Origin of the sequence: Streptomyces phaeochromogenes, from assembly GCF_001418655.1 — a bacterium.
Lineage (GTDB): Bacteria > Actinomycetota > Actinomycetes > Streptomycetales > Streptomycetaceae > Streptomyces > Streptomyces phaeochromogenes.
This window is the reverse complement of the sequence record NZ_LIQZ01000065.1, coordinates 1-22,106: the sequence shown is the minus strand read 5'-3', so window position 1 is coordinate 22,106 and position 22,106 is coordinate 1. Positions and strand designations below refer to the sequence as shown.

Annotated in this window: 17 protein-coding genes and 2 tRNA genes; 5 read left to right on the top strand and 14 right to left on the bottom strand. The window is 68.3% G+C overall.

What is annotated here, in order from left to right; genetic code table 11:
• Positions 1–45 precede the first annotated feature (45 nt).
• The 4 genes from AOK17_RS09400 to AOK17_RS48200 form a co-directional block, all read right to left on the bottom strand.
• Positions 46–399 carry a DUF4233 domain-containing protein gene (locus AOK17_RS09400; RefSeq protein ID WP_055611894.1) on the bottom strand — a complete coding sequence of 118 codons (354 nt, stop codon included), beginning with the start codon at positions 397–399 and terminating at the stop codon, positions 46–48.
• Between the two features lie 3 nt (positions 400–402).
• Positions 403–1,917: a bifunctional tetrahydrofolate synthase/dihydrofolate synthase gene (folC, locus tag AOK17_RS09395; RefSeq protein ID WP_055611893.1), complete on the bottom strand. Its 1,515-nt coding sequence runs from the start codon at positions 1,915–1,917 to the stop codon at positions 403–405.
• 262 nt (positions 1,918–2,179) lie between these two features.
• Positions 2,180–4,810, bottom strand: coding sequence for a valine--tRNA ligase (locus AOK17_RS09390; RefSeq protein WP_055611892.1), 2,631 nt, complete (start codon positions 4,808–4,810; stop codon positions 2,180–2,182).
• The gene (locus AOK17_RS48200; RefSeq protein ID WP_157881292.1) at positions 4,807–6,276 is read right to left on the bottom strand and encodes an RNA-guided endonuclease InsQ/TnpB family protein; all 1,470 of its coding nucleotides are present in this window, start codon (positions 6,274–6,276) and stop codon (positions 4,807–4,809) included. The genes AOK17_RS09390 and AOK17_RS48200 overlap by 4 nt, the downstream gene beginning before the upstream one ends.
• A gap of 107 nt (positions 6,277–6,383) precedes the next feature.
• Here AOK17_RS48200 and tnpA point away from each other — a divergent pair, with 107 nt between their 5' ends.
• Both tnpA and AOK17_RS09375 read left to right on the top strand, forming a co-directional pair.
• On the top strand, positions 6,384–6,986 hold the full coding sequence (gene tnpA / locus AOK17_RS48195; RefSeq protein WP_157881291.1) for an IS200/IS605 family transposase: 603 nt from the start codon (positions 6,384–6,386) through the stop codon (positions 6,984–6,986).
• A gap of 86 nt (positions 6,987–7,072) precedes the next feature.
• The gene (locus tag AOK17_RS09375; protein ID WP_055611889.1) at positions 7,073–8,008 is read left to right on the top strand and encodes a DUF2076 domain-containing protein; all 936 of its coding nucleotides are present in this window, start codon (positions 7,073–7,075) and stop codon (positions 8,006–8,008) included.
• 541 nt (positions 8,009–8,549) lie between these two features.
• Here the strand turns inward: AOK17_RS09375 and clpX are convergent.
• The 5 genes from clpX to AOK17_RS09350 all read right to left on the bottom strand — a co-directional run bounded on the left by clpX (position 8,550) and on the right by AOK17_RS09350 (position 13,549).
• Positions 8,550–9,836, bottom strand: a complete 1,287-nt coding sequence (clpX, locus tag AOK17_RS09370; RefSeq protein ID WP_055611895.1) for an ATP-dependent Clp protease ATP-binding subunit ClpX — start codon at positions 9,834–9,836, stop codon at positions 8,550–8,552.
• A gap of 160 nt (positions 9,837–9,996) precedes the next feature.
• Positions 9,997–10,677, bottom strand: a complete 681-nt coding sequence (locus tag AOK17_RS09365; RefSeq protein WP_055611888.1) for an ATP-dependent Clp protease proteolytic subunit — start codon at positions 10,675–10,677, stop codon at positions 9,997–9,999.
• 101 nt (positions 10,678–10,778) lie between these two features.
• Positions 10,779–11,384: an ATP-dependent Clp protease proteolytic subunit gene (locus AOK17_RS09360; protein ID WP_055611887.1), complete on the bottom strand. Its 606-nt coding sequence runs from the start codon at positions 11,382–11,384 to the stop codon at positions 10,779–10,781.
• Positions 11,385–11,852: 468 nt separating this feature from the next.
• Positions 11,853–13,274, bottom strand: a complete 1,422-nt coding sequence (gene tig / locus AOK17_RS09355) for a trigger factor (protein WP_055611886.1) — start codon at positions 13,272–13,274, stop codon at positions 11,853–11,855.
• 198 nt (positions 13,275–13,472) lie between these two features.
• Positions 13,473–13,549: transfer RNA gene (locus AOK17_RS09350), tRNA-Pro, on the bottom strand.
• A 153-nt stretch (positions 13,550–13,702) separates the two neighbouring features.
• Between AOK17_RS09350 and AOK17_RS09345 the strand changes: the two genes are divergently transcribed.
• Positions 13,703–13,773 (top strand) — tRNA-Gly (locus tag AOK17_RS09345).
• 108 nt (positions 13,774–13,881) lie between these two features.
• Here the strand turns inward: AOK17_RS09345 and AOK17_RS09340 are convergent.
• Positions 13,882–14,721: an alpha/beta fold hydrolase gene (locus AOK17_RS09340; RefSeq protein ID WP_055611885.1), complete on the bottom strand. Its 840-nt coding sequence runs from the start codon at positions 14,719–14,721 to the stop codon at positions 13,882–13,884.
• A gap of 218 nt (positions 14,722–14,939) precedes the next feature.
• Positions 14,940–15,134: a hypothetical protein gene (locus tag AOK17_RS09335; RefSeq protein ID WP_055611884.1), complete on the bottom strand. Its 195-nt coding sequence runs from the start codon at positions 15,132–15,134 to the stop codon at positions 14,940–14,942.
• A 578-nt stretch (positions 15,135–15,712) separates the two neighbouring features.
• On the opposite strand from AOK17_RS09335, the gene AOK17_RS09330 reads away from it, so the two are divergent.
• On the top strand, positions 15,713–16,900 hold the full coding sequence (locus AOK17_RS09330; protein WP_055611883.1) for an acyltransferase family protein: 1,188 nt from the start codon (positions 15,713–15,715) through the stop codon (positions 16,898–16,900).
• 42 nt (positions 16,901–16,942) lie between these two features.
• Here the strand turns inward: AOK17_RS09330 and AOK17_RS09325 are convergent, their stop codons facing one another.
• From AOK17_RS09325 to AOK17_RS09315, 3 genes are read right to left on the bottom strand one after another with little or no spacing between them, the layout of a single operon-like run.
• Entirely contained in the window at positions 16,943–17,422 is a 480-nt protein-coding gene (locus AOK17_RS09325) for an HD domain-containing protein (RefSeq protein ID WP_055611882.1), read from the bottom strand.
• Entirely contained in the window at positions 17,419–19,872 is a 2,454-nt protein-coding gene (locus AOK17_RS09320; RefSeq protein WP_055611881.1) for an FtsX-like permease family protein, read from the bottom strand. The genes AOK17_RS09325 and AOK17_RS09320 overlap by 4 nt, the downstream gene beginning before the upstream one ends.
• Positions 19,872–20,708: an ABC transporter ATP-binding protein gene (locus tag AOK17_RS09315; protein ID WP_055611880.1), complete on the bottom strand. Its 837-nt coding sequence runs from the start codon at positions 20,706–20,708 to the stop codon at positions 19,872–19,874. Before AOK17_RS09315 ends, AOK17_RS09320 begins: the two co-directional genes overlap by 1 nt.
• Before the next feature lie 253 nt (positions 20,709–20,961).
• On the opposite strand from AOK17_RS09315, the gene AOK17_RS09310 reads away from it, so the two are divergent.
• A partial coding sequence (locus AOK17_RS09310) for a cation:proton antiporter (RefSeq protein WP_055611879.1) occupies positions 20,962–22,106 on the top strand: 1,145 nt, incomplete at its 3' end.

The following is a 22,106-nucleotide window of genomic DNA, read 5'->3' as shown; positions in this document are numbered from 1 at the left end:
TCAAACGCCGGAGGGGCTGGATTTCAGCGGAGCCCCCAGGGGCGCCTACGCCGTGTTACCCCCAGCCTCCGCCTGCGCAGCGAACCGCGCCTTCGCCTCCTCCACCTTCCGGCCGAAATGGACCGACGCCCACCACAGGGCGGCGAAAACGGCGCCGAGGAAGAACATGGTCGGCACGACGAACCCGCTCGCGATGAGCGCGACCTGCAGCGCCCAGCCCAGCTGAACACCCCCAGGCCGCGTGATCATCCCGCAGAGCAGCAGGCAGAACACCATCGCGACCCCACTCACCGTCCAGACCGTGGCCATGGACAGATCGGGATCCTTCATCGCGACAAGCCCCGCGAAACCGATGACGAAGAACTCACCGATCAGCGTCGAAGCACAGAGCGTACGCACGGATCAGCCCCTCCCCAGCAGCAACCGGGCCTCGCCCACCGTGATCACGGAACCGGTCACCAGCACACCGGCCCCCGCGTACTCCGCCTCCTCCTCGGCCAGCGTGATCGCGGCCTCCAGGGCGTCGTCCAGCCGGGCCTCGACCTGCACCCGGTCGTCCCCGAACACCTCGACGGCGATCGCGGCGAGCGAGTCCACGTCCATGGCCCGCTGGCTGGAGTTCTGCGTGACGACGACCTCCGTGAAGATCGGCTCGAAGGCCTCCAGCAGCCCCCGTACGTTCTTGTCGCCGCTCGACCCCACGACACCGATCAGCCGGCTGAAGTCGAAGACCTCACGGACCCCCTCGGCGGTCGCCCGGGCCCCCGCCGGATTGTGCGCCGCGTCCAGCACGACCGTCGGCGACCGCCGCACGATCTCCAGCCGCCCCGGCGAGGAGACCGCCGCGAAGGCCTTGCGGACCGTGTCGATGTCGAGCGGCTCGGGCCGCTGGGACCCGACCCCGAAGAACGCCTCCACCGCGGCGAGCGCCACCGCCGCGTTGTGCGCCTGATACGCCCCGTGCAGCGGGATGTACACCTCGTCGTACTCCCCGCCCAGCCCCCGGAGAGTCAGCAGTTGCCCGCCGACGGCGACCTGGCGGCTCACGACGCCGAACTCGAGCCCCTCGCGGGCGACTGTGGCATCGACCTCGACGGCCTTCTTGAGCATCACCTGGGCGGCGTCGACGGGCTGCTGGGCCAGGATCACCGTCGAGTCCTGCTTGACGATCCCGGCCTTCTCCTTGGCGATCTCCCCGGGGGTGGTACCGAGACGGTCGGTGTGGTCCAGATCGATCGGGGTCACGACGGCGACATCCCCGTCGATCACGTTCGTCGCGTCCCAGCTGCCTCCCATCCCCACCTCCACGACGGCCACGTCGACGGGCGCGTCCGCGAAGGCCGCGTACGCCATGCCCGTGAGGACCTCGAAGAAGGAGAGGCGGTACTCCTGCTGGGAGTCGACCATCTCGACGTACGGCTGGATGTCCCGGTACGTCTCCACGAACCGCTCGGCGGGGATCGCGGCGCCGTCCAGGCTGATGCGCTCGGTGATCGACTGGACGTGCGGCGAGGTGTACCGCCCGGTGCGCAGGTCGAAGGCGCCGAGGAGGGCCTCGACCATGCGGGCGGTCGACGTCTTGCCGTTCGTCCCAGTGATGTGGATGGAGGGGTACGCGCGCTGCGGCTCCCCCAGCACGTCCATGAGCGCGGCGATCCGGCTCACGGACGGTTCCAGCTTGGTCTCGCCCCAGCGCGTGGCGAGCTCGGCCTCGACCTCACGGAGCGCCTTGTCGGTCTCCTGGTCGGACGGGCGCGTGGGAATGTCGGACTCCGGCGGCCCGCCCTGCGTGCGCAGGGTACGGCTGCCGGCCTCGATCACGGCGAGATCGGGATCACGCCCGGTCTCCGCCTCGACGATCTCGTCGAACGGGTCGGCCGGGTCTGACTCACTGCTGTCGTGCGGGAGCTCACTCACACCCCCAGTCTACGGAGCCGCACAGCTGCCGCCGTGAGAGGGCGGCCCCGTCTTGAGGGGAGGGCGCGGCCCTCCTGGGGACGCGGGGAACTGCGCAGTCTTTCAGGGGCGCGGGGAACTGCGCACGGAGCCACGACCGACCCACAGCCGAAAACGAACCGGCGGAAGCGCTCGGCAACCGGGCACGAGTGCGCCGAGGGCCCCGGAACCACCAGGTCCCGGGGCCCTCCGCCACGTACACACTCACCCTCGCCGGAGGCGGTTACGCCTGCGGCAGCCCCTCCAGCTGAGCCTGGATACGAGCGATGTCCTCGTCGGCCTTGGCGAGCCGCCCCCGGATCTTGTCCACGACATGATCCGGCGCCTTGGCGAGGAACGCCTCGTTGCCGAGCTTGGCGTTCGCCTGGGCCTTCTCCTTCTCGGCGGCGGCCAAGTCCTTGGCAAGCCGCTTGCGCTCGGCCGCCACGTCGATCGTGCCGGAGAGGTCGAGCGCGACCTGAGCGCCCGCGACCGGCAGGGTCGCCGTGGCCGCGAAGGCGTCGCCCTCCGGCTGGAGGCGCAGCAGCTGGCGGATGGCCGCCTCGTGCGGGGCGAAGGCGGTGCCGTCGAGGGTCAGCCGGGCCGGGACCCGCTGGCCGGGCTGCAGGCCCTGGTCGGCACGGAAGCGGCGGACCTCGGTGATGACCTGCTGAAGCGACTCGATCTCCCGCTCGGCACCGGCGTCACGGAAGCCACTGTCCTTGGGCCAGTCCGCGATCACGACGGACTCGCCACCGGTGAGGGTGGTCCAGAGCGTCTCCGTGACGAACGGGACGACCGGGTGCAGCAGCCGCAGCGTGACGTCCAGGACCTCGCCGAGGACCCGCTTGCTGACGTCGGCGGCGGCACCGCCCGCCATGAACGTCGTCTTCGACAGCTCGACGTACCAGTCGAAGACCTCGTCCCAGGCGAAGTGGTACAGCGCGTCGGAGAGCTTCGCGAACTGGAAGTCCTCGTAGAACGCGTCGACTTCGGAGACGGTCTTGTTCAGCCGGGACAGGATCCACCGGTCGGTCGCCGACATCTCGGAGGCGTCCGGCAGTGGCCCCTCGACCGTCGCGCCGTTCATCAGCGCGAACCGCGTGGCGTTCCAGATCTTGTTGGCGAAGTTCCGGGACGCCTGGACCCAGTCCTCGCCGATCGGCACGTCCGTACCGGGGTTGGCACCGCGGGCCAGGGTGAAGCGGACGGCGTCGGAGCCGTACGCGTCCATCCAGTCGAGCGGGTCGACGACGTTGCCGAACGACTTCGACATCTTCTTGCCGCGCTCGTCACGGACCAGACCGGTCAGGGCGATGGTCTTGAAGGGGACCTCGCCGTCCATCGCGTACAGACCGAACATCATCATCCGGGCGACCCAGAAGAAGATGATGTCGTGGCCGGTGAGCAGGACGTCGGTCGGATAGAACTTCTTGAGTTCCGGGGTCTGTTCGGGCCAGCCGAGCGTGGAGAACGGCCACAGGCCGGACGAGAACCAGGTGTCGAGGACGTCGGTGTCCTGCTTCCAGCCCTCGGCCTCCGTGCCCGGCGGCTCCTCGTCGGGGCCGACGCAGACGATCTCGCCGTCGGGGCCGTACCAGATCGGGATGCGGTGGCCCCACCACAGCTGACGCGAGATGTTCCAGTCGTTGAGGTTGTCGACCCAGTCGAAGTACCGCTTCGACATGTCCTCGGGGTGGATCTTCACCCGGCCGTCGCGGACCGCGTCACCGGCGGCCTGCGCGAGCGGGCCGACCTTGACCCACCACTGCAGGGACTGCCGCGGCTCGATGGTGGTCCGGCAGCGCGAGCAGTGCCCGACGCTGTGGACGTACGGACGCTTCTCGGCGACGATCCGGCCCTGCGAGCGCAGTGCGCCGACGATGGCGGAACGTGCCTCGTAGCGGTCGAGGCCCTGGAAGGGGCCGTGGACCGTGATGACCGCCCGCTCGTCCATGACCGTGATCAACTCCAGGCCGTGGCGCTGGCCGATCGCGAAGTCGTTCGGGTCGTGGGCGGGGGTGACCTTGACGGCACCGGTGCCGAACTCGGGGTCGACGTGCGTGTCCGCGACGACAGGGATGGTGCGGTCGGTCAGCGGCAGCTTGATGCGCTTGCCGATGAGGTGGCGGTAGCGCTCGTCGTCGGGGTGAACGGCGACGGCGGTGTCACCGAGCATCGTCTCGGCGCGGGTGGTGGCGACGACGAGCGTCTCGTCACCCTCGCCGTACTTGATGGAGACGAGCTCGCCGTCGTCCTCCTGGTACTCGACCTCGATGTCCGAAATGGCCGTCAGACAGCGGGGACACCAGTTGATGATGCGCTCGGCGCGGTAGATCAGTTCGTCGTCGTACAGCTTCTTGAAGATGGTCTGGACGGCCTTGGACAGGCCCTCGTCCATGGTGAACCGCTCGCGGTCCCAGTCCACGCCGTCCCCGAGCCGGCGCATCTGCCCGAGGATCTTGCCGCCGTACTCCTCCTTCCACTGCCAGACGCGCTCGACGAACTCCTTGCGCCCGAGGTCCTGCCGCGACTTGCCCTCCTCGGCAAGCTGCTGCTCGACCTTGTTCTGCGTGGCGATACCGGCGTGGTCCATGCCGGGCAGCCACAGCGACTCGTACCCCTGCATGCGCTTGCGCCTGGTCAGCGCGTCCATGAGCGTGTGCTGGAAGGCGTGCCCCAGGTGCAGCGACCCGGTGACGTTCGGCGGCGGAATGACGATGGTGTACGGCGGCTTCTCGCTCTTCGCGTCGGCGGCGAAGTAACCCCGTTCCACCCAGCGCTCGTACAGCTTCCCCTCTACCTCGGCCGGCGCGTACTGGGTCGGCAGTTCGGGGGCGTTGGCTGGCGTCTGCTGCTGAGCGTTCTCGGTCACAGGGTCAGTTTAGGGGTGTCACGGGGGCGTCCCGAAACTCGATTACTTGTTGGCATCCTCCCTGGGGTGCACCGCAGGGATTCCTTGTAGCCCTCGGTATCCGCAATGGCCCGGGCCGCGGCGGATGAGGGGTTCAGGGGTTCACGCGTGCGTCCCGGACGAGCTCGGGACATGGCGGGCCGTGCATGGCCCGCCCCTGCATGCTGTTCACCGCAATGCCCTGCGGTAGAAGCCTCGCCGGCTGCGGTCCGAAGGCCGCGGACAAGGATGACGACCGACGCGTTGTGATCGGCGTCGTCAGTGTGTCCGCACTTCGTGCAGACGAATACGTCCCGGCTGATGCGCGATGCCGGATCCCGCTGCAGGCAGACACCGCAGGTCTGCGAGGTACCCACAGGAGTCACCGCAACGAGAGCGGATCCGAACACGGGACACTTGTAGACGAGCTGTCGGCGTCTCTCACCCGGCAGGTTGTCGAGCACACTCCGGTTCAGAGCCGCCTTCTGAGCGACGCGCACGCCAGGTTCGACACGGCTGCCCCTGGCGTTCTTCGTCATCTGCTTCACGCGAAGATCCTCGACAGCGACCAGGCCGTGGTTCTTGGCCAGTTCGGTGGTGAGCTTGTGTGTGAAGTCCAGACGCCGACGAGCTTGGCGCGCCCTCAGTTCCGCGATGGCTCGTAGAGTCTGGCGCAGGCGGTTGCTGTACTTTCCGCCTCGGTGTTTCTTGGCATGCGCGAGCTGCCGCTCCTTGCGGCGCTCCAATCCGGCGAGCCTATGCTTCTCGCCTTCCGTCAAGGTCTGCGGCATGAGGCGCGGGGCAGCCTCGTCCGACAGGTACGCCGACTGCTTGACGCCGAAGTCCATACCCACAGGAGGTTGCTCGTTCGGCGGGGCGACTGCCCTCCCGATGTGGACGCCGAAGCTGACGTACCAATGCCCCGAGCCGTCCGTGCGGATCGTCGCGCTCTTGATCCGCCCTCCGAGGGGACGCGTCAGCCTGAACTTCACCTCGCCCAGCTTGGGGATACGAACGAAGGCCCACCTACGGTTGAGTCGGGTCACACGCACGGCCTGCCCCGGGAGGGGAATCGCCATCCGCGCACCGCGCTTCTTGAACCGCGGGAAGCCTGCGGGATGCTCCTCATTCCAGAAGTTGTCGTAGGCCCGATCCAGGTGCCTGAGGACTTGCTGCGGAGCTTGAGAGGGCAGATCCGCGATCCACTCGAGATCGTGTCGAGCCTCGGTCAGGTAACGGCACTGCTCATCAGCCCGGAGGTACACGCGCCTCTGCCGATGCACGTAGAGCCGCTGCTCCAGAGCTACGTTCCAGACGGCGCGACAGGTATGGCCCCACTCCAGAAGCCGCTCGGCCTGCCGAGATGTGGGACAGAGCCGGTAGACGCGCCCGGTATCGGCAGGTTCTTTGTTCGGCTTCCTCGTCCGTCTGCCGTTCCCGACTGCCATCTCCGTCCCCCTCCCTGAGCGCGGCTCAACTGACCTCATCTGCAAGACGACCAGCACACTCACGGTATGACAGACAAGTTCAACTTGTCTGTCATACCGTGAAACATATGGCGGACTCTCGACTCACACCGGCACAGGCAGCCGAGTATCTCGGCGTCACCATCCAGGCGATCTACGTCCTCAACTCCCGGAAGGAGAACGACTTCCCGCGCCCCTCCTACACAGGTCGCACCCCGACCTGGTCGCAACCCGAACTCGATGTCTGGCGAGCCGCACACCCTCCCAAACGATCCGCTCGACAGCGCCAGGCAGCAGAAGGAACGGATCGAGATCGCGGCAACGCCGACTTTCATGACCTTCGAGCGCATCTTGCGTTCATGACGGCGCGAGACAGCCCGACCCTCACAGATGACTTGCGGTCACTCATCGAGCGCACGATGCGCGACGCTGCGCGGGCCCTGAAGTCGGAGGTGGAGGACTTCCGCTGCAAGGCCAACTACGTTCACTTCGTCGTGCGCTACCCGGTCGACACGTCCGTCGCGAACCTTGCCCAGCGTCTGCGAGGAGCTTCAACCAGAGCTCTCCGGCAATCGCACTCCGTTGACGGACATCTATGGTCGAAGCCGTACTACGCGGCGTCGGCGTCCGCGCACTCGACCGCCAGTCTCAGTCGATACGTCGAGTGTCTGGAACAGACCATCAACAACTAGGCATCAATCCACCCCGCCGGTCCCGCGCCCTCGTACCTTCCGTCAAGATGTTCGGAACACATAAGCATCTGGAGGGGAACCCAGAAATGAGCTACAACCAGCCGGGCCCGTACGGCGGGCAGCCTCAGCAGCCCGGACCGTACGGTCAGCCGGGTCCTTACGGCCAGCAGCCGCAGGCCCCCCAGCCCGGCTACGGCTACCCGCAGCAGGCGCCTCAGCAGCAGCCCGGCTACGGGTACCCCCAGCAGGCCCCTCCCGGGGTTCCGCCCCAGCAGCCCGGTTACGGCTACCCGCAGCAGCAGCCTCCCGGCGCCCCCTACGGCGCGCCGGTGCCGCCCGCTCCCGGCGGCGGCAAGAAGAAGACGGGCCTCATCATCGGCGCGGTCGCGGTCGTGGCGGCGATCGCGGTCGGCGCGTACTTCGTCGTCGGAAGCGGCAGCAGCGGCTCCTCGGACGTGGCGGACGACGGCCCCCACAAGCTGACTACTCCGGCGACTGTGCTGACGGAGTACAAGAAGGGCAACGGCTCCGAGGACGGCATGACCAAGTCGGACCTGAAGGACGCCGAGTCGTGGGGTGTGAAGAACCCCAAGGACGTCAGCGCCAACTACCAATCGGGCGACGAGTCCAACCCGCTGGCCGGGAAGATGATCACCTTCGGCGGCGTCTACGGCGACATCGAGGACCCGGAGAAGGCGGTCGACGGATTCCTCGCCTTCATGAAGAAGGACTCCCAGGGCGAGGAGGGCGTCACCGTCGTCGGCAGCCCGAAGGAGTACAAGCCCGACTCGTTGGACGGCGCCGTCATGAAGTGCCAGAACGCCAAGGTGGACAACACCGACGGCGAGGCCAGCGAGCCAAAGTCGGTGACTATGACGTACTGCGTCTGGGGCGACCACAGCACGCTCGGCTTCGTAATGCCGATGGAGCTCTCGGACGTCGCGGCGGGCAAGAGTGCCGACCCCAACGAATCGGCCGAGACCGCCGCCAAGCTCCGCAAGGAAGTCCGCGTCAAGATCTGACGCCCGCACGGCAACTCCCTCACTACGAAGGGGTCCAGTCAAGTGACTGGACCCCTTCGTAGTAGCGGGGACAGCCTCAGTTGCCAACCGATGCCTTCAAACAGGCTGTGCCCGCACGCGACTGCGTCACGCTTATGGCTACGAGGTTGACGATACAGGCCGGGTGGGCTGTGGTGGCCGGTCCGTCAAGGTTGCACGCGGCCGTCACCTTGGGCCCCACCGTGTACCACTGGCTCAAGTAACTGCGGCAGGTTGCAGCACTTGCCTCCGCCGGTGCAGCCGTCACCAGTGGCACCACTGTCGCTGCAACAGTCAATCCGGCCGCTGCCAAGGCCCGCTTCATCTTCACGTCTCAACCCTCCGTTTGTCTTGCACCACAGGGTGGTCACCCCTGCCGGTGAGAATGAGACCAGGTGAAGGACACATGACATAAGTGAAGATCGTGAATCTGGCTTGATCCGCGCGAAGATCGCGTGGACGCGTACGCAAAGGGGCGCCCAACGAAGGTCGTCGGGCGCCCCTTTGTGTGTACGCGTACCGTCTACGCCGTCTTCTGCTCGCCCGGCCCCCGCCCCCGCGCGTCCCGCGGGATCAGGGTCGGGTTGACGTTCGAGCGGACCGCTTCCGCTGTGATGACCACGCGGGCCACGTCCTTGCGGGACGGGACCTCGTACATCACGGACTGGAGGACTTCCTCCATGATGGCGCGCAGGCCTCGGGCGCCGGTCTGGCGGAGGATGGCCTGGTCGGCGATGGCCTCCATGGCCTCGCGCTCGAAGTCCAGCTCCACGCCGTCGAGTTCGAAGAGGCGCTGGTACTGCTTCACCAGTGCGTTGCGGGGCTCGACGAGGATCTGGAGGAGGGCCTCGCGGTCGAGGTTGTGCACCGAAGTGATCACGGGCAGACGGCCGATGAACTCCGGGATCATGCCGAACTTGACGAGGTCCTCGGGCATGACGGCCTCGAACTGGTCCTTGGACTCCATCTCGCGCTTGGAGCGGATCGTCGCGCCGAAGCCGATGCCCTTCGCGCCGGCCCGGGACTCGATCAGCTTCTCCAGGCCCGCGAAGGCGCCGCCCACGATGAACAGGACGTTCGTCGTGTCGATCTGGATGAACTCCTGGTGCGGGTGCTTGCGTCCGCCCTGCGGCGGGACCGAGGCCGTCGTGCCTTCGAGGATCTTCAACAGGGCCTGCTGCACGCCCTCGCCGCTCACATCCCGCGTGATCGACGGGTTTTCGCTCTTACGGGCCACCTTGTCGATCTCGTCGATGTAGATGATGCCCGTCTCGGCCTTCTTGACGTCGTAGTCGGCGGCCTGGATGAGCTTCAGCAGGATGTTCTCGACGTCCTCGCCGACATAGCCGGCCTCCGTCAGCGCCGTCGCGTCGGCGATGGCGAACGGGACGTTCAGCATGCGGGCCAGGGTCTGGGCGAGGAGCGTCTTGCCCGAGCCCGTAGGGCCGAGGAGCAGGATGTTGGACTTCGCCAACTCGATGGCGTCCTCGCGGTTCTGACCCGTGCTGTTCTCACCGGCCTGGACCCGCTTGTAGTGGTTGTAGACCGCGACAGAGAGGGCCTTCTTGGCTGACTCCTGGCCTACGACGTACCCCTCGAGGAACTCGTAGATCTCGCGAGGTTTGGGGAGTTCCTCCCAGCGGACCTCGCTCGTTTCGGCGAGTTCCTCCTCGATGATCTCGTTGCAGAGGTCGATGCACTCGTCGCAGATATACACACCAGGGCCTGCGATGAGCTTCTTGACCTGCTTCTGGCTCTTGCCACAGAACGAGCACTTGAGCAGATCGCCGCCGTCACCGATGCGTGCCACGGTGTGCTTCCCCTTCGCCTGGGAGACGCCTAGGTCCAGCGGCTCCTGGTGCTGCCTTATGTCCGACGGTACCTTGCCGAGCCCCTCGTTCGGGCCCCCCTTGGCGCGGTTCACTTTGTCGTGAACCGCGTCAAGGAGCGGCAGACGATACAGCTACGCGTCACGCGACCGCGGCGTTGTTCATCTTCCGGGTCGAGATGATCTGGTCGATCAGGCCGTACGCGAGGGCGTCCTCGGCCGTGAGGATCTTGTCGCGCTCGATGTCCTCGCGGATCTTCTCGATCGGCGTCGTCGAGTGCTTGGCCAGCATGTCTTCCAGCTGGGCGCGCATGCGGAGGATCTCGTTCGCCGCGATTTCGAGGTCCGAGACCTGGCCTCGGCCGGTCTCGCTGTACGGCTGGTGGATCAGCACGCGGGCGTTGGGAAGTGCCATGCGCTTGCCCGGCGTACCGGCGGCCAGCAGGATCGCGGCGGCCGAGGCTGCCTGGCCCATGCAGACCGTCTGAACGTCCGGCTTCACGAACTGCATCGTGTCGTAAATCGCAGTGAGTGCCGTGAAGGAGCCGCCGGGGCTGTTGATGTAGACCGAGATGTCCCGGTCGGGGTCCATCGACTCCAGGCACAGCAGCTGCGCCATGACGTCGTTGGCGGAGGCGTCGTCGATCTGCACGCCGAGGAAGATCACGCGCTCCTCGAAGAGCTTCGCGTACGGGTCGTACTCACGGACGCCCTGCGAGGTGCGCTCGACGAAGCGCGGGATGACGTAGCGGGACTCCGCGCGAGGGCCGGTGTACTCGGCCTCTGTGCGGGCGTAGAGGCCGCTGCCGGGGAAGTCGTTCACTGTGTCTCCTGGAAAGCCTGATAAGGGCTGAGGCGGTCGGCTGGGGGCTCGGAGGGGCTGGTGCCGGTCTACGCCGGCACCCGGGTCGGCGGTGTGCCGACCTATGCCGCCCCGGTGCCGCCGCCGCCAGGCATTCCGGCAGCGGTGGGCATGATGTCGTCGATGAGGCCGTACGCCTTGGCCTCGACCGGGTCGAACCAGCGGTCCCGGTCCGAGTCGCGGGTGATCTGCTCCACGGTCTGGCCGGTGTGGAAGGAGGTCAGCTCCGCCATCCGCTTCTTGGTGTGCAGCAGCCGCTCGGCGTGGATCTTGATGTCCGACGCGGAACCGGCGAGGCCGGCCGAGGGCTGGTGGATCAGGATCTCCGCGTTCGGCAGCGCGAAGCGCTTGCCCGGAGTACCCGCGCTCAGCAGGAACTGGCCCATGGAGGCCGCCATGCCCATCGCGATCGTCACCACGTCGTTCTTGATGTACTGCATGGTGTCGTAGATCGCCATGCCGGCGGTGATCGAGCCGCCGGGGCTGTTGATGTAGAGGTAGATGTCCTTCTCCGGGTCGGAGGCAAGGAGCAGCAGCTGCGCCGTGATCTTGTTGGCGATGTCGTCGTCGACCGCCTGGCCGAGGAAGATGATCCGCTCGCCGAGCAGCCGGTTGTAGACCTGGTCGCCGAGGCCACCACCGATGGGGTCGCCGGCGGCTGTGGGCATCAGATTCGTCACGTATCCACCTGCTCGTCTTACGACGGCGCCGGGCCGTCTCACGTCTTCTGCTGGGGGCGTGGGACCCCGTGTGCGCGCCGTGTCGGACGGCTCCGGGGACTCCCCTGCCCTCGTACTCATGGACCCTAACGCGCGGGTCCCTCCGGGGAATCCCGCAGAGGTGACTGTTCGCTGTGAGCGCATGCGCTCCGCCGGGTGAGCAGGGGGTACGGCGGGGCTCGCCCCGGTCTTCAGGGGCGCGGGAAACGGCGCGCTCCGCCCTCGCGGGGGCGCGGTCGAGTCTGCCGCGGGCCGTTCGACGGCGGGTGCGGCTCGGTGCCGGCTGCTCGCGCCCACACGGCGGAGCCGCACCTCGCGCGGCGGAGGCCGCACATCGACACAGCCCCGCGCCCCTGAAAGGCCCTACGGGCCCCCGGAACATGTCCCGGGGGCCCGTAGTACGTACTGGTGAGGCGATCAGGCCTCGGTCTTCTCCTCGGAGGCCTCGGCGGCGTCGGCCTTGGGGGCCTCGGTGGCCTCCTCGGCTGCTTCCTCCGTCGAGCCCTCGGCAGAGACCTCGTCCTCGTCCTCGTCGTCCAGGTCGACGAGCTCGCCGTTCGTGTCCTTCACCGTGGCGGCCTCGACCACGACGGCCAGAGCCTTGCCGCGGGCGACCTCGCCGACCAGCATCGGGACCTGGCCACCCTCGACGACCTGCTGGGCGAACTGGTCGGGAGACATGCCGGAGGAGGCCGCACGCCGCATGAGGTGCTCGGTGAGCTCCTCCTGGTTGACGTTCAGCTTCTCCTTGTTGACGAGCTCGTCCAGGACGAACTGCGTCTTGATGCCCTTGACCGCGGCTTCCTTGGTCTCGGCGTCGAACTCCTCGGCCGTCTTGCCCTGGATCTCGAGGTACTTCTCGAGGTCGAGGCCCATCTGGCCGAGCTGGTGGTGCTCCAGGTTGTGCTTGCGGGTGTTGATCTCGTCCTCGAGCAGCTTCTCGGGGACGGGCACCTCGACGAGCTCCAGCAGCTTCTCCAGGACACGCTCCTGGGCCTGCGTGGCCTGGTCGTACTGCTTCATGTTCTCGAGGCGCTTGCGGCTGTCGCCGCGCATCTCCTCAAGGGTGTCGAACTCGGACGCGAGCTGCGCGAAGTCGTCGTCCAGCTCGGGCAGTTCGCGCTTGGCGACCTGGGTGACCTTGACGGTGACCTCGGCCTCCTTGCCGGCTGCCGAGCCGCCCTTGAGCTCGGAGGCGAAGGTGGCCTCGCCACCGGCCTCCACACCCTTCACGGCGTCGTCGATGCCATCCAGCAGCTCACCGGAACCGATGGTGTAGGAGACGCCGCTCGCGACGCCGTCCTCCAGGACCTCGCCGTCGACCTTGGCCTCCAGGTCGAGGGTGACGACGTCGCCGTCCTCGGCGGCACGCTCGACCGGGGCGGTCGACGCGAAGCGCTCACGCAGCTCCTCGACGGCCTTGTCGACGTCCTCTTCGCTGACCTCGACGGCGTCGACCTCGACCTCGATGCCGGAGTAGTCCGGGATCTCGATGGCCGGGCGGACGTCGACCTCGGCGGTGAAGTTCAGCGTCTCGCCGTCCTTCAGCTCCGTGATGTCGACCTCGGGCTGGCCGAGGACGTTCAGCTCGGCCTCGTTGACCGCGTCGGTGTAGAACTTCGGAAGCGCGTCGTTGACCGCTTCCTCAAGCACCGCACCGCGGCCGAACCGCTGGTCGATGACGCGCGCCGGAATCTTGCCCTTCCGGAACCCCTTCACCGTGACCTGCTGGTTGATCTTCTTGTACGCCGCGTCGAGGCTGTCCTTGAGCTCCTCGAAGGGCACCTCGATGCTGAGCCGAACCCGGGTCGGGTTCAGGGTCTCCACGGCGCTCTTCACGGTTCGGTCTCCTTGGGGGCTGACTTCTTTGGGTTCTGCTGACGTTCCCCGCCGGATACGGCGGAGCCTCAGCGGATTGGCGGCCCTTGAGGGACGTAACAATGCAGACACACGGGCGCGCAGTTTGCATACTAGCCGCAGGCGGGACACGCCCCAAAAGGTGATCTTGCCGATGTCCGGCACAGTGGTCCGGCACGGTGGTCGGGGTGGCGGGATTTGAACCCACGGCCTTCCGCTCCCAAAGCGGACGCGCTACCAAGCTGCGCCACACCCCGTCTGGTGCGAGACGTAGGGTACATGCCCGCAGGCGGCGCGGCTCCCGCATTTCACGGGGCACTCGGGGCCTCCGGAACGGGGTGTGCGACGAGGGGGTGCGACCCGCTACGATGCTTCCGTGCCGCGCGTCACTGACCTGCGGCGCATCCTGTGCGGGCGTAGCTCAATGGTAGAGCCCTAGTCTTCCAAACTAGCTACGCGGGTTCGATTCCCGTCGCCCGCTCTGTACGGCTCAGGGCCAGGTCGGAGATCCAGTCTCCGAGCTGGCCCTGACGCGTTTCCGGGTCGGGTTCGTTTCCGGGCGGGTTCGGTTCCGGCTTCTTTTACGGCTTCAGCTCCGGAGGAAGGCGATCAGCTCGCCCAGGAGGCGGGCCGGGGCGTCCAGGGGAACCAGGTGGCCGGCGTCCGGGATCGGGCGGAGGCGGGCGCCCGGGATGAGGGAGGCGAGTTCCTCGCCCTTGGCGGGCGGGATCCAGGTGTCCTCGGTGGCCCAGCAGACGGTGACCGGCAGGTTCAGCGTGGGATAGAGGGGTTGGATCTCGTCCGTGTAGCGCTGGTCGGCCTGGGCGATCTGGCGGTAGAACGCCGCCTGTCCCGCACTGTCCGTCCAGGGGCCGACTAGTGCGTCCAGGACCTCGGGCAGCAGCCCCCGATGGCTCGCAGAGCTTACGTACTCGCGGACGAGGGCCTCGTGCAGCGGTGCGGGCAGCCGCCCGAAGACCGCCGCGTGCTCGGCGACCAGGCGGAAGAAGGGTGAGCCCCAGGGGGCGAGCGCGACGGGGTCGACCAGGGCGAGGCGCCGGTACTCGGCCTTGTGCAGCAGGTGCGCGCGCAGCGCGACGCAGCCGCCGAAGTCGTGCGCGATCACCGACGGGTTGGACAGCCCCCAGACCCCCAGGAGCTCGGCGAACACCTCGCCCTGCGCCTTGAGGGACACGTCCTGACCGTCACTCTTCTGCGAACTGCCGTAGCCCGGCATGTCCCAGACATGGACCCGGTGGCCGTCGGCCGCGAGCGCCGGGGCGATCTCGTGCCACACGTACGACGAGAACGGGGTGCCGTGCAGCAACACCACGGGCGGACCGCCCTCCGGCCCCAGGCGGTCCCACCGGAGGGTTCCGATCGGACTCTCCCAGCTCTCCCGCAGCTGCCAGGCGCTCTCGGGGCTCACTTCCTCGGACTCCTTCGGTCGGGAGAACGGCTCAGAAGAAGACGGATGCGCGGATGCACGGATGCACGGATGAGAAGTCGTACGTCGGTCAGAGGGCTCGGGCGTCCACCGCGTGGACCGCGTGGTTCCGTACGGCATTTACGGGGCGTCGCCGGCCCAGAGCCCGCGCCCCCGTCCGCTCCCCCGGTGCCCCTGTCCGCCGGGCGCATCCAAGTCGGTCAGAACTGGATCGAGTTGATGGTCTCCGCTACCGAGTTGAGGAACCGTTGGATGTCGTCCGCCATGCCTGTGGAGGCGAGGAAGAAACCGAAGAGCACGGCGACCACCGCCGGCCCGCCCTTGATCGATCCTCCTCGTATCAACACCACCAGGACGATCCCCAACAGAAGCACCACTGACAGCGAAATGGCCACAACTGATCACACCCTACGGTCGGTCCGCTCTCCCGGCCCGGAGGTGCAACCCCGCGCACCCCCGCCAGAACCATCGTGCCACCAACGAGCCCGGCGTATGCGGCGGGAGAGTCATCCTTCGGTCACAGACGCGAACAGCCGGGCGTCGCACGGCAATTCGAGGCATCCCTCTCACGAGGAATTCAGGAAGATCGTTTCCATGTCCACACACTCGTCCACACAACCTGTTCGCAGCCAATTCGAATTGTTGCCACAGGCACAGCGACGAGACTGAAGACGGGTCACTAAAGACGACTCAACCGGACATTTCACCAGAGTCACCCGCGGGCGTTATGCACCATTTAGTCGTGACGAAGCAGGACGTAACACCCGCTTGCGGTATGACGATCGACACAGGCATCCGCATGAGGACTTCGCCAAATACCGGGTACCCGTACGGCGATAGCAGGATTCGCCTCAGAGGTTTTACGAAATCACACAGACAACGCTAGGGTGCCTCAGATGTTCTACGCTGCCACGTCCCCCGCACGCGCAGCGAGGTCCAGGATCGTCTCCCCCAGCTCCTGGTGGGAGGGTCTGTGACGAACTCGCTCCGTCCGTACGGCCATCAGAGGGCTCCGCTCCCGTCGGCCCAGACGCCGGCGCCGGGTGTACCGAGCCCGCGACCACCACGGAACCCGGGATCCCCGCAACCGGGTACCGCCACCACCGGGCCGGGCACCAAGCCCGCCAAGCAGCGCGACGCGTTCTTCGACAACGCCAAGTACCTGGCGATCGTGTTCGTCGCGATGGGTCACGCCTGGGAACCGCTGACCGACCACAGCCGCGCCGCCGAGGCGCTCTACATGGTCGTCTACACCTTCCACATGCCGGCCTTCATCCTCATCTCCGGCTACTTCTCCCGCAGTTTCGACATGCGCACCGACCGGCTCCAGCGGCTGGTCACGGGCATCGCCGTGCCGTACATCCTCTTCGAGGTCGCGTACTCCCTCTTCAAGAAGTGGGCGGACGACGACCCGAGCCATCCGATCAGCCTGCTCGACCCCTGGTACCTCACGTGGTTCCTGGTCGCGCTGTTCGTGTGGCGGATGACGGTCCCGCTGTGGAAGGTCGTGCGCTGGCCCGTACCGCTCTCGCTCGCCATCGCGATCCTCGCCTCCGTCTCACCCGACATCGGCGACGACCTGGACCTCCAGCGGGTCCTGCAGTTCCTGCCGTTCTTCGTCGTGGGCCTCTTCATGAAGCCCGAGCACTTCCAGCTCATGCGGCGCCGCGAGGTACGGATCCTGTCGGTTCCGGTCCTCCTGGGCGCGCTCGCCTTCGCCTACTGGGCGGGGCCGCGCATGAACTCGGCCTGGTTCTACCACCGCGACAGCGCCCAGGAGTTGGGTGCCCCCTGGTGGGCCGGTGTCGTGATGACGCTCGCCATGTTCGGCTGCTCGCTGGTGCTCACCTCGTGCTTCTTCGCCTGGGTGCCGCGCCGCAAGATGTGGTTCACCGTGCTCGGCGCGGGCACGCTGTACGGCTACCTGCTGCACGGCTTCCTCGCCAAGGGCTCCCGCTTCTGGGGCTGGTACGACGACTACGCGTGGCTGAACCAGCCGCTCGGCGAGATCTTCCTCACGGTCGCCGCGGCGGCGGTCATCACCGTGCTGTGCACTCCGCCTGTGCAGCGGGCGTTCCGCTTCGCGATGGAGCCGAAGATGGAGTGGGCGTTCAAGAGGGACGCCACGGAGTTGGCCCGGGAGCGGGCCAAGAAGTCGTAGGGCGCGCCCCACTTGGTTCCCCGCGCCCCTTCGGGGGCGCGGTCAGGGGCGAGGCAGGCCCAGAAGTTTGCGCATCTTTGTGTACTTCTGGGTCAGGCGGGCCCGGGTGAACTCGTCCAGGGCCGCCAGGCGGGTCGGGTTCGCGTTGTGGGCCAGGTCCGACTCCTTCACCAGGAGGGCTCCCGGGGTGGCCAGGATGCGGTCGGCGTAGGCCTCCGGGGGCTCGCCCTGCCGCTTGGTGAGGGCCAGCACGATGTCCTTCGTGCGCCGGGACAGAGCGGCCTCGCGGAGCCAGTCCTCGGAGAGCGCTTCGTCCTCGACGGAGTCGTGCAGCCAGGCGGCGGCGATCTGCTCCTCGTCGCCGCCTCGGGCCCGCACCCCGTCGGCCACGGCCCGCAGATGCTCGGTGTACGGGCGGCCCGCCTTGTCCGTCTGGGCCGCGTGCGCGTTCCGGGCCACGGCCTCGACCTCGGTGAGGGTCAGCAGGGGTCTCTCGGTCGCTCGGCGCTCGTTCTCGTTCATGGGTCGAGTGTGCCCCGGATCGCGGCCCGCGCCGGTACGGTCGCCGCCGTCAGGCCGAGGATCACAATGGACGCCGCGAACGAGCCGTACACCAGCGGGGGTATGTACGGTGCCTGGCCCGTCAGGCCCTTCATCATCGGGACGAGCGTGGCGAGCGCGATGGCCGTGCCGAGGGCGATGCCGGCGAGTGCGACGAGCAGGGCCTCCCAGCGGATCATGCGCATCACCTGGCGGCGGGTGGAACCGATGAGCCGCAGCGTGCCCAGCTCGCGGCGGCGGTCGAGGACCGTCATCACCAGGGTGTTGGCGGCGGCGACGGCCGCGAATCCGCCGAGGACGGCCGCCATGACGGTGTTCGCCCAAGCGTTCAGCTCGCGGTCGAGGGACTGGGCGGTCGTGTAGTCCGCGCGGTCCAGGACAGTGCCCACCTTCACCAGATCACCGGCACTCCCGCCCTTCGTCCAGACCTCCGTGAGGAAGGCGGAGCCGACGTGGCCCGCCAAGTCCGCCTGGCCCATGGTGACCTGGGACAGGCCCATGCCCCGCTCGTACGTCGCCACGATGCGCGGGGACGTCTTCGTGCCGTCGGGCAGGCGCAGTTCCATCCGGTCGCCCACGCCGACGCCGGCGTTCTCGGCCAGTGAGGCGTCGACCGCGATCTCGCCCCGCTTCAGGGACAGGGCGCCCTTGTCGACCTTCAGGTCCTGCACCCGGGCCAGGTCGCGTGCCGAGCCCGTGATGCCCTGGGTGGAGGCCGAGTCCAGGTACCCGTTCGCCCGTACGAGCACCTCGGTCTTCAACAGGCCTACGGCGGCGGTGACTTCGGGTGTGCGGGTGGCCGCGCGTACGGCGTCCGGGGCCAGGCCCGCGTCCGACGTCACGATGTGGTCGGCCGCGATGCCGTCCCGCTGCTGCTCCTGGGTGACCCGCTCCTCGCTGGTGTGCATGAAGACGAGGACGGACGAGAAGGCCATCGCGAGGACGATCGGGGTGATCGCGGAAGCCAGCCGACGGGCGTTCGTACGGGAGTTGGCGGCGGCAAGTGAGGCGGACGCACCGGCGCCGCGCAGCGGGAGCCCGAACAGGGCGGCGCAGGCGCGTGCGACCAGTGGTCCGAGCAGCGCCACGGCCAGCATGAACAGCATGACGATGCCCAGCGCCGCGTTGGCCGCGTCCTCGCCGGTCAGCGACGCGGCGAGCCCCGCGCAGACACAGCCTCCGGCAGCCGCCGCGATCCCGAGCGGCGTACGGATCCAGCCCGGGCGCAGCCGCTCCACAGACGCCTCGGTGAGGGCCTGGCCCGGCTTGATCCGCGCCGGGCGGCGGGCGGCCGCGTACCCGGCGAGCAGGGCGGCCACGAGGACCGCGCCGACGGCCGAGAGGAGCGGGATGTACGAGACGGACAGGTCGACGGCCTCCGGGATCGCGCCCTTGTCCTTGAGCTGCCCGAACCACCAGCCGGCCAGCGCGATCCCGGGCAGAAGGCCGGCCAGGCCGGCGAGGGGCGCGACGAGCAGGTTCTCGGTGGCGATGGAGCGGCGGATCTGACGCGGGGTCGTACCGATGGCCCTCAACAGGGCGAACTCGCGGGCGCGTTGGGCGACGGACAGCGCCACGGTGCCCATCGCCGTGAAGACGGCGACCGTCGCGGCGATACCGCCGAAGGACCCGCCTAGCGCGATGAGCAACTCCTTGGCCTCGGCGAGGGAGGAGTCCTCGACGGTCCCGCGGTCACCCCCCGCGTACACCTCGGCGCGGTTGCCTAGAGCATGCTCCACCTGGGACTTGAGGGTCCCGGCCGACACGCCCTGCTTCGGGAGGACGGCGATGGCGTCGACGCGGCCTGGGTGCCCGGAGACGCGTACGGCTTCGGTGTCGGTGAACCAGACCGTGGGCGCCCCGGCCTTCATGAGCCCGGATACGCGGAAGGTGCGGGGGCCGTCGGCCGTGGTGAGGGTGACGCGGTCACCCACCCCGCCGTTCGCGAGGACGCCCTTCGTCAGGGCGACTTCGCCTGCCCCGGGAGCCTGCCCGGACGCCAGTCGTTCGCCGGTGAAGGCGGTGGAGCCCCAGCCGTGGGCGGTGACCTGTTCACCCGCACGCGTCTGGACGGGGAACGTCACGTCCGGCACCGCCGTCCGCGCCCCGGGCACCGAACCTGCCTTCGCCACCAGGGAGTTGTCCAGCCAGGCCCTGTCCGGGACCGGCACGGCGTCGTCCTCGCGGTCGTCGCCGTGGCCGGTGACGAGGTGGGCCCGCTGGTCGGCGGCGGCGACCACCGGGGCGTCGGCGTAGCGGACGGGCGGAACCGAGGCCCGCAGGCCGGTCTCCAGGAGGATCCCGCAGGCCGAGACGATGAACGCGGCCATGGCGAGCGCGACGAACGTGCCCACGAAGGCGGCGGGCTTGAAGCGGACGGCGGCACGGGCAAGGCCGTTGGGCACGAACATCAGGCTGCCGCTCCCGAGAAGGAGGGCGCGGCCAGCGAGGCCATGCGGGCGGCGATCCGGTCGGCCGGGGCACGCTCCAGGTGGTCGACGATCGAGCCGTCGGCGAGGAACAGGACGCGGTCGGACCAGGCGGCGGCCGCCGGATCGTGGGTGACCATGACGACCGTGGCGCCGAGCCCGTCAACGGCCTGCCTCAGCAGGCCGAGAACCTCGGCGGCGGTGGTCGTGTCGAGCGCGCCGGTCGGCTCGTCCGCGAAGACGACGTCGGGCCGCGTGACGAGGGCACGGGCGATGGCGACGCGCTGTTGCTGCCCGCCGGAGAGCTGGCCGGGGCGTCGGCGCCCCAGGCCGTCGAGGCCCACCTGGCCGAGGACCTCGGCCGCCCGGCGCCGGTCGGGCCGGTGACCCGCCAGGCGCATCGGCAGCACCACGTTCTGTTCGACGGTCAGGGACGGCAGCAGGTTGAACGCCTGGAAGACGAACCCGAGGCGCGAACGCCGCAGCGCGGTCAGCTTGTTCTCGCTCATGCCCGTGATGTCCGTGCCGCCGAGCCTGACCGTGCCGCCGCTCGGCCGGTCGAGGCCGGCCGCACACTGCAGGAACGTGGACTTGCCCGAGCCGGACGGTCCCATCACGGCGGTGAAGCTGCCGCGTGGGAGCGCGAGGTCGATACCGCGCAGGGCGTGCACAGCGGAGGCTCCGCGCCCGTACTGCCGCCGCACGCCCCGCAGTTCGACGGCCCAGTCCCCCGTCGGCCCGGTCGTGCCCTGTACCTGTACGGCGTCCCCGTCCCCGTCCCCGTCCCCGTCCTCGTACCGCTTCCTGCGCAGCCCCATGGCCGGGTCCGCCTTCCCTCACTCGTCGCCCCGCTCGTCGCAGCGCGCTCGCTGCCGATGTCTCGAAACTACGGATTCGGGGCCACTCGGGACCATGAGGACGACCGCCGAGTCCGACTGGGGTAAACCCCACCACTCGGTACGGCCCGGCCGGCACTCCAGGTCATTTGGTAAACTAATTACTGACGATTTCTTGACACTCTCTTGACCAAGGAGGAACGGGCCCATCGGACACGCAGAGCTTCTGATCGCCATGGGCGGTGCCTTTCTGGCCGCCGCCGTTCTTGCCCGCGCGGGTGCCCGTATCGGGCTCCCCACGATTCCCCTCTTCATCCTGGCCGGAATACTGCTCGGCCCTCACACCCCCGGCATCGTGCTCGTCTCGGACCCGCACGACATGGAGATGCTCTCCGCGCTCGGCCTGGTCCTGCTGCTCTTCTACCTCGGCCTCGAGTTCCACATGGACGACCTCAAGGCGGGCGGGCGCCGGATGGCCCTCGCCGGAGGGACCTACCTCGCGCTGAACGTCGGCGCGGGCCTGGGCTTCGGATTCGCCCTCGGCTGGGGCACCTCCGAAGCGCTGGTCCTCGCCGGGGTGCTGGGCATCTCGTCGTCCGCGATCGTGACGAAGGTGCTCGTGGACACGGGGCGGCTCGGAAACCCCGAGACCAAGCCGATTCTCGGCATCATCGTCGTCGAGGACGTCTTCCTCGCCCTCTACCTCGCGGCGCTCCAGCCGATCCTGTCCGGCGCGAACTCCCTCGGCGCAGCCGTCCTCGACGGCGGCAAGGCCTTCGCCTTCCTGCTGCTGCTCGCCCTCGCGGCGCGGTTCGGTACGCGCGTGGTGGGGCGGCTCTTCGACACCAAGGACGACGAGCTGCTGGTCATCTCCTTCCTCGGCGCGGCCGTGTTCATGGCAGGGGTCTCGGAGTGGTTCGGGGTGGCCGACGCGATCGGGGCGTTCATGGTCGGGCTGATGCTCGGCAGCACGTCCTCCGGGGAGCGGATACGGAAGCTGGTGCATCCGTTGCGGGACGCCTTCGGTGCGATGTTCTTCTTCGCGTTCGGGCTGTCCATCGATCCCGGTGATCTGCCGACCGTGCTCTGGCCCGTGCTGGCCGCGGTGGCGCTGACGCTCGTCATGAACGTGCTTGCGGGGCTTGGGGCGGCTCGGGTGTACGGGTTCGGGGCCGGGCCCGCCGCAAATATCTCCACGACTCTTCTTGCTCGGGGGGAGTTCGCGCTCATCCTTGCGACGATGGCCGCGGTGGCGGGGCTCGATGATCGGCTGTCGCCGTTCATCGCGGGGTATGTGTTGTTGCTGGCTGTTCTTGGGCCGTTGGCTGCGGGGCGGTCGGGGTGGCTGGCTCGGGTGTTGCCCGGGGGGCGGTCCGATGG